Origin of the sequence: Nonomuraea aurantiaca (assembly GCF_020215705.1) — a bacterium.
In the GTDB taxonomy this organism is placed as follows: Bacteria; Actinomycetota; Actinomycetes; order Streptosporangiales; family Streptosporangiaceae; genus Nonomuraea; species Nonomuraea aurantiaca.
Map to the genome: position 1 here is coordinate 217,668 of NZ_JAIWNB010000015.1, position 14,075 is coordinate 231,742.

10 protein-coding genes are annotated in these 14,075 nt (G+C 71.9%); 2 read left to right on the top strand and 8 right to left on the bottom strand.

What is annotated here, in order from left to right; all coding sequences use genetic code 11:
• Nucleotides 1-70: 70 nt before the first annotated feature.
• Nucleotides 71-2,068 (top strand): glycosyltransferase family 2 protein, encoded by a 1,998-nt coding sequence (locus LDL49_RS31910; RefSeq protein WP_225296451.1) that lies wholly within the window; start codon nt 71-73, stop codon nt 2,066-2,068.
• Here LDL49_RS31910 and LDL49_RS31915 read toward each other — a convergent pair.
• From LDL49_RS31915 to LDL49_RS31935, 5 genes are all read right to left on the bottom strand, one after another.
• The gene (locus LDL49_RS31915) at nt 2,058-3,194 is read right to left on the bottom strand and encodes an alpha/beta hydrolase family protein (protein WP_225296567.1); all 1,137 of its coding nucleotides are present in this window, start codon (nt 3,192-3,194) and stop codon (nt 2,058-2,060) included. The genes LDL49_RS31910 and LDL49_RS31915 overlap by 11 nt on opposite strands.
• Nucleotides 3,191-4,189 (bottom strand): alpha/beta fold hydrolase, encoded by a 999-nt coding sequence (locus tag LDL49_RS31920; protein ID WP_308016219.1) that lies wholly within the window; start codon nt 4,187-4,189, stop codon nt 3,191-3,193. Before LDL49_RS31920 ends, LDL49_RS31915 begins: the two co-directional genes overlap by 4 nt.
• Nucleotides 4,186-5,457: an MFS transporter gene (locus tag LDL49_RS31925; RefSeq protein ID WP_225296453.1), complete on the bottom strand. Its 1,272-nt coding sequence runs from the start codon at nt 5,455-5,457 to the stop codon at nt 4,186-4,188. Before LDL49_RS31925 ends, LDL49_RS31920 begins: the two co-directional genes overlap by 4 nt.
• Before the next feature lie 30 nt (nt 5,458-5,487).
• Complete coding sequence (locus tag LDL49_RS31930; protein WP_225296455.1) at nt 5,488-7,347, bottom strand: helix-turn-helix domain-containing protein; 1,860 nt, start codon at nt 7,345-7,347, stop codon at nt 5,488-5,490.
• Between the two features lie 115 nt (nt 7,348-7,462).
• Nucleotides 7,463-8,215 carry a 3-hydroxybutyrate dehydrogenase gene (locus LDL49_RS31935; RefSeq protein ID WP_225296457.1) on the bottom strand — a complete coding sequence of 251 codons (753 nt, stop codon included), beginning with the start codon at nt 8,213-8,215 and terminating at the stop codon, nt 7,463-7,465.
• Nucleotides 8,216-8,430: 215 nt separating this feature from the next.
• On the opposite strand from LDL49_RS31935, the gene trpD reads away from it, so the two are divergent.
• Nucleotides 8,431-9,513, top strand: a complete 1,083-nt coding sequence (trpD, locus tag LDL49_RS31940) for an anthranilate phosphoribosyltransferase (protein WP_372470475.1) — start codon at nt 8,431-8,433, stop codon at nt 9,511-9,513.
• Nucleotides 9,514-9,565: 52 nt separating this feature from the next.
• On the opposite strand, the gene LDL49_RS31945 is transcribed toward trpD, so the two are convergent.
• From LDL49_RS31945 to LDL49_RS31955, 3 genes are all read right to left on the bottom strand, one after another.
• Nucleotides 9,566-10,957, bottom strand: a complete 1,392-nt coding sequence (locus tag LDL49_RS31945) for a class II fumarate hydratase (RefSeq protein WP_225296461.1) — start codon at nt 10,955-10,957, stop codon at nt 9,566-9,568.
• 165 nt (nt 10,958-11,122) lie between these two features.
• Entirely contained in the window at nt 11,123-12,928 is a 1,806-nt protein-coding gene (locus LDL49_RS31950) for a serine/threonine-protein kinase (RefSeq protein WP_225296463.1), read from the bottom strand.
• A 35-nt stretch (nt 12,929-12,963) separates the two neighbouring features.
• Nucleotides 12,964-14,073 carry a serine/threonine-protein kinase gene (locus LDL49_RS31955; RefSeq protein ID WP_225296465.1) on the bottom strand — a complete coding sequence of 370 codons (1,110 nt, stop codon included), beginning with the start codon at nt 14,071-14,073 and terminating at the stop codon, nt 12,964-12,966.
• Nucleotides 14,074-14,075: the final 2 nt, after the last annotated feature.

Below are 14,075 nucleotides of genomic sequence, written 5' to 3' on the forward strand. Positions count from 1 at the left end.
CGCGCCATCTTTTCATCTGCAATCGGCAAGCCACCGCGCCCCTTGAGATAGGTCGGCGCACGCTGACCACATGGGTGTGAAGGTCAGTGTGATCGTTAATGTCCACAACCCGGGAAGCCGCGCCGACGCGTGCATCCGCTCCGTCCTGGAGCAGAGCATGCCCGCGGACGACTATGAAGTGATCTTCGTGGACGACGGTTCCATGGACGGGATCGCGGAGCGGCTCGACACGGTCGCCGCGGTCCGCAGGAACGTCCGGGTGCTGCACCTGCCACACACCGGCTCGCCGATGCGGGGACGCAACGTCGGCATGGCCGCCGCCAAGGGCGACTACATCTACCTGATGGACCAGGGCGACCGGCTGGAGCGCGGCGCCCTGCTCAGCATGTACGACCGGGCCGTGGAGACCGACGCCGACGTGCTGGTCGGCCGCCTGGTGCGGGACGTGGGGCCGCCGGTGACCGCGTTCGTGCGCAGCCGGGGGCGCGCCGACATCCTGCGCGACCGGCTGCTCAGCCTGCTCACCCCGCACAAGCTCTACCGCCGCGCCTTCCTGGAGGAGCACGAGCTGGGCTTCGCCGTGCCCGGCGGGCAGGTGGCCGAGCAGGCGTTCGCCGTACGGGCCTACCTGCAGGCCAAGGTCGTCGCCGTGCTGGCCGATCAGATCTGCTGCCACATCGGCGAGCGCGAGGAGGTCGTGGAGGACCCGCGCACCACCGTGGCCGAGCTGCGGATCCTGCTCGCCGACATCGACGCCTACGTGAGCGACGTGCGTCAGCGCGACCGCATGTACGGCCACTGGTTCCGCACCACCGTGCTCAAGCCGTTGCTGAGCAGCCGGTTCTTCGCCTCGTCCGTGGACCGGGGCATGCACTTCAGGTTGATCAGGCAGCTTGTGCTCGACAGCTTCCCCGAGCGCCTCGACCGCTATCTCCCGGTCCAGCTGCGGGCCGTGGCCACCTTCATCCGTACGGGACGGCTGGACCAGCTCGTCGTCCTGGCCAACTCCTCCGGCCGGGCCGGGCTGCGGGCGGACCTGAGCGAAGTCCGCTGGGACGCGCAGGTGCTGGTGCTCGGCCTGTCCGTGGAGGTCCTGGGCGGTGACGGGTGGCCCACCAGATTCCGTACGGACGGCGAGCGGCTGCTCTGGCAGCCGCCCCGGTCGGTCGACGCCAGGCTGCTGCCCGACAGCCTCCTGGACGTCACCGCCGCCATCGAACGGGCCCGCATCGAGGTGTACGTACGCCACAGCGAGACGAGCGTCATCCACTACCTGCCGGTCGCCTACCGGGTCGAACGCGTCCAGGACGGGCGCCGCCACGTCCGGGTGCGGATCGTCGGCGAGGCCAGGGTCGACGTGACGGCGGCGGCGCACGGCGAGCCGCTCAAGGCAGGCCAGTGGGAGGTCCACGTCCGCATGTTCGGCGGCGCGCACCAGGCCAGGAGCCGGGTCCGACGGCCGGACGGCCCGCTGAACTGCCTCGGCGTGCTCGCCCAGCGGCCCAGGATGCGCTTGGTGGTGCCCTGCTGGAGCGACGCCGGCGAGCTCGGGCTGGCCGTCGAGCCGCGCTCGTTCTCTGAGTCGATCGCGCTGGTGTCGCCCGGCGTGATCATCAGGCGGCAGGAGGGGCACCTGTACGTCGTGCTGCCCGTGCCCTACGTGCCGCCGAGCGGCGGTCCCGCGCTGGAGCTGGTGCTGCGCAACACCGCGCGGCGGCCACGCGAGGTGAGCGCGCCCGCGCTGGTCGAGCCGGGAGTGCCGGGCAAGATCGCCGGCCAGCTGGTGGCCAAGGTGCCGGTCAAGCGGATGATGCCGGGAAAGGACAGCCTCGGCCCCGGGGCCTGGCTCTCCTCGCTACGTACCGCCGACGACGAGATCGGCCTGCGGTTCGGGCTGGAGGTGCGCAGGGGCAGGATCGAGGTGCGGCCGTCGGCCGCCGTGGACCCCGAGCGGCGCTCGGCGATGGGCACGGACACGCTGCTGCACCGGATCGGCCGCCGCCTGCCCGGCGCGCGGCACATCGTCCGGCTGGCGCGCGCGGGCAGGCATCGCTACCTCAGGGACTGACCCAGCCCTCCAGCTCGGTGAAGGAGTCCCTGAAGACCAGCAGCATCGGCTTCAGCTTGTCGGGATAGACGTCCACCAGGCTGTCGAGGTGATTGCCGCCCTCGACCCGGTGATAGCGGAACGGCCGGTGCGGGCCGACCATCTTGGCGTAGACGTCGGAATCACGCGAGATCGGCAGCAGCGAGTCGAGCGTGCCGTGGATGGTGATGAGCGGCTTGGTGATCCGGCCGGTCAGCGCGATCCTGGCGACGGCCGCGTACGGCTTGCGCGCGTCGTAGTCGTAGTCAGCCGGGGCGCCCTCGTAGGAGGGGTCGAGCTCCTTCTGGTAGAGCCGCTGGGTGAGCTCCCAGTAGTACTGCCGGTGGAAGGGCCACAGGAACTCCGAGCCCGGGGCGAAGCCGGCCTGCTCCGGGGACCCCTTCAGCGCCTGGGGCAGGAAGTCGAGCAGGTTGTCGCCCTTGACCCGCCAGAGCGTGCCCTCCCAGTCGACGCCGCCGTCGTAGAGCCGGCCGCGGTTCTCCAGCTGCCAGCGGACGAGGTAGCCGCCGTTGGAGATGCCGGCCATGAACGTGCGCCGGGGCGGGCGGCCGTACCGCTGCCTGACGACGGCCTTGGCGGCGACCGTGAGCTGGGTGACGCGCTCGTTCCACTCGGCGATCGCGTCTCCCGGGCGGCGGCCGTCGGCGTAGAACTCCAGGCCGGTGTTGCCCTTGTCCGTGGCGGCGAAGGCGTAGCCCTTCGACAGGACCCAGTCGGAGATCGTGAAGTCGTTGGCGTACTGCTCCCTGTTGCCCGGGGTGCCGGTGACGACCAGGCCGCCGTTCCAGCTCTCGGGGAGCCTGATGACGAACTGGGAGTCGTGGTTCCAGCCGTGGTTGGTGTTGGTGGCCGAGGTGTCGGGGAAGTAGCCGTCGATCTGGACGCCGGGGACGCCGGTGGGGTTGACGGTGGCCGCCGAGTGCAGCCCGGCCCAGTCGGCCGGGTCGGTGTGGCCCGTCTCGACGGTGCCCGCCGTGGTCAGGTCATCGAGCCGGGCGCTGATCGTGTGCTCGGCGCCCGGCACCGTGATGCCGCTTTGGGCGGGTGTCAGCAGGGCGGCCACCAGGGTCAACGCGACGAACATCATGCCTCCGCGAGATGGTCGGCCAGCAGGCGCTGGAAGTCGGCGGGACGCTCCAGGTGGGGGCTGTGGCCGCACTCCGCCAGCACGGCCTCCCGGTAACGGCCGTAGCGGTCGAGCACGGCCCTGGTCTGGGTCACCATGGGCTGCGCGGTGGTGCCGGGCGAGCCGGGCACCACGCCCAGCCGGCCGAGGTGGGCCAGGTCGAACAGCGAGGTGTCGGAGACGATCACGTCGTCGGCGCCCCTGATCCACAGGATGGGCGGCTTGGGGTCGATCTCGTGCAGGTCGTCGAGCCGGAAATGGGTGGGGGCCAGGGCGTTGAGCACGCCGCGCTTGCCCGGCGCGACGCCCGGCCACTGCGCCGAGCCGGCGGGGTCGCCCGGGTAATTGGCCTCGCCGACGTGGGTGGTGAGCATGGCGCGGACGTAGAAGTCCTCGTCGGGGACCGGGTTCTTCACGTACGTGCTCCGGAACACCGAGCGAGGGGACGTGGGGGATTCGTCCGACATGTCGCCCGCCTTGAGGCGGGACACGAAGTCGGGGTTGGCGGCCCCGGCCCCCGCTCCGGTGCCGTCCGCGTGGGTGAGCCGGCCGTCCGCGCCCTCCGTGCCGCCGTAACCGTACGGCGAGACGGGGTTGACCAGCGTCACGCTCCTGACCATGCCGGGGCGGTCGCGCAGCAGCCGCAGGACGATGCCGCCGCCCATGCTCCAGCCGACCAGGTGGACCCGCTCCAGGCCCAGCCGCTCGATCAGCTCGATCAGGTCGTCGGAGTAGTCGCGCAGGCCCCGCGTGGCGTCCACCGGCTCGGCGTCGGTCTCGCCGAACCCGCGCAGGTCCACCGCGAGCGGCCGGTACGCCTCGGGCACCGCGGCCATGGTGTCCCGCCAGAACGCGCTGGAGGAGACGTTGCCGTGCACGAACAGCACGGGCTCGCCGCTCTCCCTGCCCGCCACGGTCAGGACGTGCTGGGTGAGCCGCGGGGTGGTGACCTTCACGCGTTCACCTTCTCCGCCAGGTCGCGGCCCTGGGTCTCCCTGGCGGCGTAGACCGCGGCCAGGGTGAGGACGGCCGCCAGGCCGAGGTAGACGGAGATCGGCAGGCTGCTTCCGTAGCCCTTCAGCAGAGCGACCGCGATGATCGGGGCCAGCGCCCCGGCCACGATGGCCGACAGCTGGGCGCCGATCGACACCCCGGTGTAGCGCATCCTGGTGCCGAACAGCTCGGCGAAGAAGGCCGCCTGCGGGCCGTACATCATGCCGTGGAAGAGCAGGCCCACGGTGATGGCCAGCGTGATGGCCAGGAAGTTGCCGGTGTCGATCAGCGGGAAGAACGCGAAGATCCACAGCCCGATCCCGGCGGCCCCGGCCAGGTACATCGGGCGGCGGCCGATCCGGTCCGACAGCGCGCCCCACATCGGGATCGTGACGAAGTGAATGGCCGAGGCGATCAGCACGGCGTTGAGCACGGTGGTGTTCTCGATCTTGTTCGTCTTCGCGTAGGTGATGACGAAGACCGTGAGCAGGTAGAACGAGATGTTCTCGGCCAGCCGCGCGCCGATCGCCACGACGACGTCGCGCCAGTGGTGGCGCAGCACCCCGATGATCGGCGCGGTCTCCTCCGGCTCGGCCTGCTGGAACACCGGCGACTCGGTGATCGACAGCCGGATCCACAGGCCGATCAGCACCAGCACGCCCGACAGCAGGAACGGCACCCGCCAGCCCCAGGCCAGGAACGCCTCGTCCGACTGCGTGGCGGCCAGCACCGCCAGCACGCCGGTGGCCAGCAGGTTGCCGCCCGGCGCGCCGGCCTGCGGCCAGGAGGCCCAGAAGCCGCGCCGCGCCGCGTCGCCGTGCTCGGAGACGATCAGCACCGCGCCGCCCCACTCGCCGCCCAGCGCGAAGCCCTGCACCAGCCGGAGCAGGGTCAGCAGCAGCGGTGCGGCGGCGCCCACGGCCGCGTAGGTCGGCAGGCAGCCGATCAGGAACGTGGCGGCGCCCATCAGCAGCAGGCTGACCACCAGCAGCTTCTTGCGGCCGAGCCGGTCGCCGAAGTGGCCGAAGATCAGGCCGCCGAGCGGGCGGGCGATGAACCCGACGGCGTAGGTGAGGAACGCCAGGAGCGTTCCGGTCAGGGGGTCGGCGTCGGGGAAGAAGAGCTTGTTGAAGACGAGGGCGGCTGCCGAGCCGTACAGGAAGAAGTCGTACCACTCGATGGTGGTGCCGATCAGGCTCGCGGCGACGATCTTCTTGATGGAAGTGGCCATGCCGTCACGCTAGGGAGTGACCGGCGTCACTCATATGGGGTCGGGACCCACAGTCTGTGGTGCGGATGTGTGGCCGAGCCGGTGCAGGCGGAGGGCGAGCTGGATCTCCAGCGCTCGCTCCGGCTCCAGCCAGCCGTCGCCCAGGAGCTTGCCGACGCGGTCGAGCCGCTGGGTGACGGTGTTGACGTGGATGTGCATGGCCTCGGCCGTACGGGAGGGCGAGCCGCCCGAGCCGAAGTAGGCGGCGAGCGTGTCGGCCAGGACGGTGCCGCGGCGGGCGTCGTACTCGATCACCGGGCCGAGTACCGAGCCGACGAAGCCGCGCACGTCGCGGCCGTCGCCGACCAGCAGGCCGACGAAGCCCAGCTCGCTCGCGCTCGCGCCGTCACCCGCCCGGCCCAGCGCGATGAGCGCCTCCGCGCAGCGCCGGGCCTCCTGGTAGGCCGCGGCCACGTCGCTCTTGCGTGATGCCCCGGCCGTGGCGGGCGTGTGCAGCGACGTGCTCAGCTCGGCCGCGACGCGCTGCGCGATGGCGCCCGCGTCGCCGCCGGGAAGCAGCAGCACGACCTCATCGGCCCGCCCCGCCGCCAGCCCGTGACGCATGGCCGCCTGCGACGACGCCCAGAACGCGGCCCGCTCGCGCTGCCCGTCATGCCGCACCACGACCACCACGTGCGGTGCGGCCAGGTCCACGCCCAACCGGCGCGCCCGGTCGGCCAGCCCGGGGGAGCCGGGCCTGGAGATCAGGTCGTCGAGCAGCTCGCCCCGCACCCGGCCCTCCGCCTCGGCCACGCTCCTGCGGAACAGCAGCAGCAACGCGCAGACCAGCGCCGCCCGCTCCAGGATGCGCTCGTCGGCGTCGTCGCTGCGCAGGATCAGCGTGCAGAGCGGCTCACCGCCGACGTCCACCGACGCGATCAGCAGATCCGCCCGGCGCACGGTACGGCCCAGCGCCCTGGACGCCTGCGCGGCCTCGAACACGCCCGCGTCCAGCTCGCCCACGTCTCCGGTGATCGGCCGGCCCAGGTCGTCGAGCACGGCCAGCGAGCCGCCGAGCACATCGGTCACCACGGCGGCCACATCCTCGATGCCGCCACCGCGCAGCACCAGCGAGGTCATCCGGTCGTGGGCCAGCGCGGCCCGCTCGACGGCCTGGCCGTGCTCCCTGACGGTGCGGTGCGCGGTGGACAGCTCTTCCAGGGCGTTCCTGGTCTCCTGCAGCAGCCTGGCGTTGTCGATCGCGACGGCCGCGTGCGCCGCCAGGCTCGCCAGCAGCGACACCTCTTCCTGCAGGAACGGCCGGCGGCTGCGGTTGGCCGCGAACAGCACGCCGATCACCCGCTGCCCCAGCCGCAGCGGCACGCCGAGGATCGCGACCAGGCCCTCCTCGGTGACGGCCTCGTCGATGTGGTTCTTGTGGTGGAAGCGGGCGTCGTCGAAATAGTCGGCGGTCGCGTACGGCGTGGCGCTCTGCGCCACCAGCCCGCCGAGCCCCGCCCCCATCGCCAGCCGGAGCGCCCGGAACTTGGCCGAGATCGAGCCGTCGGTCACCTGCATGTACGTGTCGCCGCGGGCCGGATCGTGCAGCGTGAGGTAGGCGGTGTCGGTCGCGAGCAGCTGCCTGGCCCGGTGCACGATCGCCTCCAGCACCGCGTCGAGGTCGCGCAGCGCGGCCAGGTCGTTGGCGGTGTCGTAGAGGGCCGACAGCTCGGCTTCGCGCCTGGCCCGGCGTTTGAGCAGGGCGCGCACCTTGAGGGCGTCGACCTTGGCCAGCTCCAGCTCCTCGACGGTCGCCGCGTCGGCACCTTCGGCCCTGGCCTGGATGATCGGCCCTTCGAACTCGACGGCCGACGCCTCTCTGGCCAGTAGCTCCAGAAAGCGTCGACTCATTGCCTCACTCCGTGAGGCGGGCTCGGTCGCCAAATGCCGCCGTCTTCCCCCGTCGCTCTGGTCGCTACGCTCCCGCCGCTCCTCCTCCAGACGACGGCACTCCCTCGCCGGGTCACTAGCGAGCCGTCCAGCCGCCGTCGAGGGGCAGGGAGACGCCGGTGATGAACGAACCGGCGGGGCCGCACAGGTAGGCGACCAGTTCGGCCACCTCGTCGGGCTCGATCAGCCGCTTGATCGCCGCGGGCTGCAGCATGATGTCCTCGACGACCTCGCCCGGGTCGATGCCGTGCATCTTCGCCTGGTCGGCGATCTGGCCCTCGACCAGGCCGGTGCGTACGTAGGCCGGGCACACGCAGGTGGAGGTCACCCCATGGGGCGCCCCTTCGAGCGCGACGACCTTGGAGAACCCCTCCAGCCCATGCTTGGCCGTCGTGTACGCCGACTTGTACGGCGAAGCCCGCAGCCCGTGCACCGACGAGATGTTGACGAACCGCCCCCACCCCCGCGCGTACATGCCCGGCAGCACATGCCGCGCGATCCGGAACGGCGCCTCGACCATGACCCGCAGCATCGTGGCGAACACCTCGGGCGGGAACTCCTCGATCGGCGCCACATGCTGGAACCCCGCGTTGTTGACCACGATGTCGACGGGCCCGTCCGGCAGCGCGCCGACGAACTCCGGATCGCTCAGGTCGGCCACCACCGGCACCCCGCCGACCTCGGCGGCCACCTTCTCCGCCGACTCCGCGCTCCGGTCGACGACCAGCACCTTCGCCCCGCCGGCGGCCAGCCGTCTCGCGCAGGCGGCCCCGATGCCGGCTCCGCCCCCCGTGACCAGCGCCGTCCGCCCCGTCAGCTCGTTCGCCATGTATCCGAGCCTAAGCGCTCGCGTGCCGAGGGCGGCATGGGTGTCCGCGACATAGATCGGTAGTCCTTTATGTGGTGTGTCCCGGCGGCCCTGGCCTCCGCGTGCCTGGTACGGTTTCTCCCATGCACGCGTATTCGTACTCCTGGTGGCCCGCCTTCTAGGCGGTCCTCCTAGCGCATACGCACCCCGGCCGCCTCGACGAGGCGGCCGTCGTCATGTCAGGACCCCCTTGTCGAGCACCTCAGACGAAAGGGCGTCCAGTGACAACCTGGCCAGCACTGCTCAGCACCCTCCTCGACGGCACCTCGCTCACCTCGGGCCAGGCCGCCTGGGCCATGGACCAGATCATGTCGGGTGCCGCCACGGACGCCCAGATCGCCGCGTTCGCGATCGCCATGCGTGCCAAGGGCGAGACCGTGGCGGAGGTGTCCGGCCTGGCCGACGGCATGCTCGCCAGATCGGCGGCCATCAGGATCGCCGGCGACCCGGTCGACCTGGTCGGCACCGGCGGCGACCGGGCCAACACGGTCAACATCTCGACCATGGCGGCCATCGTGGCGGCGGCGGCCGGGGCCAAGGTCGTCAAGCACGGCGGCCGGGCCGCCTCCTCGACCACCGGAGCCGCGGACCTGCTGGAGGAGCTCGGCGTGGTCATCGACCTGCCGCCGGCCGGTGTCGCCCGGGTGGTGGAGGAGGTCGGCATCACGTTCTGCTTCGCGCCCATCTTCCACCCGGCGCTGAGACGCACCTCGGGGGCGCGGCGGGAGCTGGGGGTGCCCACGGTCTTCAACTTCCTCGGCCCCCTCACCAACCCCGCCCTGCCAGCCGCCCAGGCGGTCGGCGTCTTCCACCCGGACCTGGCGCCGGTCATCGCGGGCGTCCTCGCGGAGCGCGGCGGCTCCTCGCTCGTCTTCCGCGGCGACGACGGCCTCGACGAGCTGACCACCTCCGGCCCCTCGGCCATCTGGCTCGTCCGCAAGGGCACGGTCACCCCGACCCGTTTCGACCCGGCGGACCTGTCGATCCCCCGAGCCCGCCCATCGGACCTGGCCGGCGGGGACGCGGCGCACAACGCGGCGGTGGCACGGGCGGTCCTCGCGGGCGAGCGGGGGCCGGTCCGCGACATCGTCCTGCTGAACGCGGCCGCCGCCCTGGTCGCGGCCGACGGCACACCGCCCGCCGCCGACCTCACCGGGGCCCTGGCCCACGCCTACAAGCGAGCAGGGGACGCCGTCGACTCAGGGGCCGCCGAGACCCTGCTCACCCGCTGGGCCCAGGCCACCCAGAGAGCGGCCTGAGGCCGTCGTGCGTTGGCCGTCGGTTTGAGGGCCCTCGGTTTGAGGGCCGTCGTCATTCGGCGGGCCGGGTCATGGAGAGTACGTCCAGGAGGGCGTCGAGTTGCTCCTCCGTGAGCCGGCCGGCCGACACGTGGCCGCGTTCGATGACCACCTCGCGGATCGTCTTGCGCTCGGCCAGCGCCTGCTTGGCGATCTTCGCCGCCTCCTCATAGCCCACATACCGGTTCAGCGGCGTGACGATCGACGGCGACGACTCCGCGTACTCCCGCAGCCGTGGCACGTTCGCCGTGATCCCCGACACGCAGCGGTCGGCCAGCAGCCGCGAGACGTTGGCCAGCAGCCGGATCGACTCCAGGATGTTGCGTGCGATGACCGGCAGCTGCACGTTCAGCTCGAAGCTGCCCGACGCGCCCGCGAACGTGATCGCGGCGTCGTTGCCGATGACCTGCGCCGCCACCATGGCCGTCGCCTCGGGGATCACCGGGTTGACCTTGCCGGGCATGATGGACGAGCCCGGCTGCAGGTCCGGCAGGTTGATCTCGCCCAGCCCGGCGCGCGGCCCGGAGCCCATCCACCGGAGATCGTTGGCGATCTTGTTGAGCGAGACCGCGACCACCTTCAGCTGCCCCGACAGCTCGACGATGGAGTCCTGCGCGCCCTGTGCCTCGAAGTGGTCCATCGCCTCCCTGAACGGGATCCCGGTCGCCTCGCGCAGCTTCTCGATCGCCAGCTTCGCGAAGCCCGGCGGGGTGTTGATGCCGGTACCCACCGCCGTACCGCCCAGCGGCAGCTCCAGCACGTGGCCGAGCGCCGTCTTCACCCGTACGGAGCCGTGCTCGATCTGCGTGGCGTAGCCGCCGAACTCCTGCCCCAGCGTCACAGGCGTGGCGTCCATGAGGTGCGTCCGCCCCGACTTCACCACCTGGTCGAACTGGATCGCCTTGGCCCGCAGCGCCGCCGCCAGGTGTTCCAGGGAGGGCAGCAGGTGGTAGGTGACCTCCGTCGCCGCCGCCACGTGGATCGAGGTCGGGAACACGTCATTGGACGACTGCGAGGCGTTGACGTGGTCGTTCGGGTGTACGGGACGGCCCAGCCGCTCCTCGGCCAGCGCCGCGACGACCTCGTTGGCGTTCATGTTGGACGAGGTGCCGGAACCGGTCTGGAAGACGTCGATCGGGAAGTGGTCGTCGTGCTCGTTCTCCGCGACGTCGGCCGCGGCCTGGGCGATGGCCTCGGACAGGTCCTTTTCCAGCACGCCGAGCTCACCGTTGACCTCGGCGGCGACCGCCTTGATCAGGCCGAGCGCGGCGATGTGCGACGGCTCCAGCGGCCGTCCGGACACCGGGAAGTTCTCCACCGCCCGCTGCGTCTGCGCGCGCCATCTGGCTCCGACCGGAACGCGCACCTCACCCATGGAGTCATGTTCAATGCGGAACTCGCTCATGCCTCCCAGTCTGGCTCACGCATCCCGGAACAGCCCGAAAGGGGCGCCACGACGAGAATGTGCCGGCTCAGCGCGCCAGAGGCGGCGAGATTGTGCCGACTCAGCTCGACAGGGCGTGGCTGTGCCGCGCTTGGCTCGCCAGGGCGCCGGCCTGCCTGTGTCGGGTCAGCTCGACAGAAGCGCCACGATGAGGACGGCGATCACCACGGCGGCGGCCGCGGCCACTGCCATCAGGACCAGCATCCCGTTGCGGTTGCCGGTGGGGCCCTGCTCGGGCTCCTTCGCGATGGCGAACAGGTCCGTGCCCAGCCCCTGCCCGGCCTGGCGCTCCTGCCCCGCAGGGCGTGGCGGACCGGGGTGCGGGCCGGTCGGCGGTCCCTGCTGCGGCCCCAGCGGTCCTCCCCTGGGGGGTCCGGCCTGCGGCCCCATGTAGGGCCCTGCCTGCGGGCCGCCCGGCGGCGGTCCGGGCTGTGGGCCTCGCGGGTTCTGCTGCTGCGGCGGGGGCACCGGGTAGACCTGCTGTCCCGGAGCGTGGTGGATGCGGGTGGTGACGGTGCTCTCCTCGTCGGAGCCACGCCGTGACGGGTCCTGGGGCATGGGGGTCTTCGGCCGCGCCACGCTGATGGTCCGCTCGGGGTCGTACGCACCGCTCGGGTGAGGCCCGGTCGGGACGCCGGGTCCTCCGGCACCACGCTGAGCGCCACCGGGCCCGGACGGGGCGCCTGGGGAGCCGGGTGGGGCACCCACAGGGCCGGACGGGGCGCCCGTGGAGCCGGGAGAGCCGGGAGATCCTTGAGGGGCACCTGCGGGCCTCTGCGGCCGCGCTCCGGTCGCCGGGCCGGCGGCCTGCGCCCCTGCCCGCGCGGCCTGTGCTCCTGCCGGGGGGCCCTGCGGGGGCGTGCTGAACGCGTTCGGACCCGACCCGGCCCCGGGCCCCTGTGGCCCGCCCCTCGGGCCCTGCCCGCCGGCTTGCCCGCCGGGGCCACCCGCTCCGCCCGGAGCCTGCGCTCCACGGGGGGCGGCGGGTGGGGGACCCCACGGGCCGGCCGCCTTGGGGGGCTGTACGGCGGGCGCCGTGTCGTTCGAGTCGGGCACGCCGGCCTCCTGGGCGATCAGGGCCTCCGCCGTGATCGCCGGCATCTCGCTCGTGGGGGTGTCGGCGATCATCCTGAGCAAGGTCTCCGCCTTGGCCGCCGACAGTCGCCGCTTGTGGTCCTTGTCCAGCAGCCCGGTCAGCACCGGCCGCAGCTGCCCGGCCTGGGTCGGCGGGTCGGCGTTCTCGCTCAGCAGCGCGGCGAGCGTCTCGGCGATCGTGGCCCGCTCGTACGCGGGCCGGCCCTCGACCGCGAAGTACAGCGTCGCGCCCAGCGACCAGACGTCGGACTCGGGCCCGGTGTATTCGCCCCTGGCCCGCTCCGGCGCCGTGTATCCGGGGGAGCCGATGACCATGCCGGTCTTGGTGAGCCGGGAGTCGCCCTCGGCCTTGGCGATGCCGAAGTCGGTCAGCACCACGCGGCCGCTCTCGGTGATGAGCACGTTGCCCGGCTTGACGTCGCGGTGCGTGATGCCCTGGGAGTGCGCCGCGCGCAACGCGCCGAGCAGGTCGACGCCGATCTCCGCCACCAGCCGGGGCGGCAGCGGGCCCTCATCGTCGATCACCTGCTCCAGGGAGCGGGCCTCGATGAGCTCCATGATGATCCACGGGCTGTTGTCGTGGATGAGCACGTCGTGGATGGCGGCGACGGACGGGTGGTTGATCCGGGCGGCGATGCGCCCCTCCCGGACCATGCGCTCGCGCAGCTCGGCCCGCTGTTCCTCGGTGAGACCCGGGTCCTGGCGGATTTCCTTGACCGCCACCTCGCGCCCGAGCGCGCGGTCGCGGGCGCGCCATACGGTGCCCATGGTCCCTCGACCGAGGGGCGCGATGAGCTCGTAGCGCTCCGCGAGCAGGCGTGTCTGCTGTTCCGGCATGAGAAGAAGATATCGATTCTCGCTTGGGAAGTGCTTTACCCTCGCTTGCGAAGTTCTCTTGGCCAGAACCGTCGAGGAAGACACAACTTTATCACCGTCGCTTTGAAACGGGCATAAGCGGACGGTGTAGGTCGGGGTTCGACCCGTTTCCGGTGGACGCCTTCACCCGGTTTACGTTCCTGACGTGGTGGCGGGACCGCCAAGGCGGCCGCGGTGGCCTCTGCCCGGTGCAGCCCGCGGTGTGCGGGCCGGCGCGCGAAAGAGGGAGTGGTGATCACCGGCGCCGGCCGTACCGATCTGGTCGGGGCCAGCGGCTCCTCCGCGGAACCGCCCGCCGCGACCCTGGCCAGCATCAACGAGGCGCGCACGGAGTCGAGCCTGGTCTGCGGGTCGATGCGCAGCAGCGCGTCGAGAACCGGCGCCAGCGGCCCGGCCTTCGTCATCGGGATCGGCTCGCCGCTGGTGAGCGCGGCCAGCGCGGCGGCGGCCGTACGGCGCCCGTGCAGCCCCCGGCCCTCGACGGCGGTGTAGAGGGTCGCGCCGAGCGACCACAGATCACCGGCCGGACTTGCCTTCGACCCCAGCACCCGCTCTGGAGCGATGTATCCCGCGGACCCCAGCACGATGCCCGCCTGGGTAATGGAAACGTCACCTTCCAGTGCGGCCAGCCCGAAGTCCGTCAGGACCGCGCGGTCCTCCATCACCAGCACGTTGCTGGGCTTCACGTCGCGGTGCAGGATCCCCTTGGCGTGTACGGCCCGCAGCGCCCCGAGGATCTGGCGCCCGATCTCGGCCGCCTTGCGGGGATGGAGCGGTCCGCCCTCCAGGATCAGCTGCTCAAGGGACCTTGCCTGGAGCAGCTCCATCACGATCCACGGCCGGTCGTCCTCGGTGACCACGTCGAACACGGTGATGACCGACGGATGCGCGACCATCGCGGTCGCCCTGCCCTCGCGCTCGGTGCGGGCGCACAGCTCGGCCCGCAGTTCCTCGTCGAGCACGGCCGGCAGCCGGACCTCCTTGACCGCCACGTCCCGGTCGAGCAGCTCATCGTGCGCTCGCCAAACGGTACCCATGCCGCCGCGGCCGACCGGCTCCAGAAGCCGGTAGCGCGCGGCTAGTAGGTAACCGGAGGGCGCACGCATGG

Excerpts from the sequence above, each read along its gene's own strand:
- LDL49_RS31925 (WP_225296453.1), bottom strand. The coding sequence starts at position 5,457 with ATGGCCACTTCCATCAAGAAGATCGTCGCCGCGAGCCTGATCGGCACC.
- LDL49_RS31915 (WP_225296567.1), bottom strand. The coding sequence starts at position 3,194 with ATGATGTTCGTCGCGTTGACCCTGGTGGCCGCCCTGCTGACACCCGCC.
- LDL49_RS31950 (WP_225296463.1), bottom strand. The coding sequence starts at position 12,928 with ATGCCGGAACAGCAGACACGCCTGCTCGCGGAGCGCTACGAGCTCATC.
- LDL49_RS31935 (WP_225296457.1), bottom strand. The coding sequence starts at position 8,215 with ATGGCGAACGAGCTGACGGGGCGGACGGCGCTGGTCACGGGGGGCGGA.
- LDL49_RS31955 (WP_225296465.1), bottom strand. The coding sequence starts at position 14,073 with ATGCGTGCGCCCTCCGGTTACCTACTAGCCGCGCGCTACCGGCTTCTG.
- LDL49_RS31930 (WP_225296455.1), bottom strand. The coding sequence starts at position 7,347 with ATGAGTCGACGCTTTCTGGAGCTACTGGCCAGAGAGGCGTCGGCCGTC.
- LDL49_RS31910 (WP_225296451.1), top strand. The coding sequence starts at position 71 with ATGGGTGTGAAGGTCAGTGTGATCGTTAATGTCCACAACCCGGGAAGC.
- LDL49_RS31945 (WP_225296461.1), bottom strand. The coding sequence starts at position 10,957 with ATGAGCGAGTTCCGCATTGAACATGACTCCATGGGTGAGGTGCGCGTT.
- trpD (WP_372470475.1), top strand. The coding sequence starts at position 8,431 with ATGTCAGGACCCCCTTGTCGAGCACCTCAGACGAAAGGGCGTCCAGTG.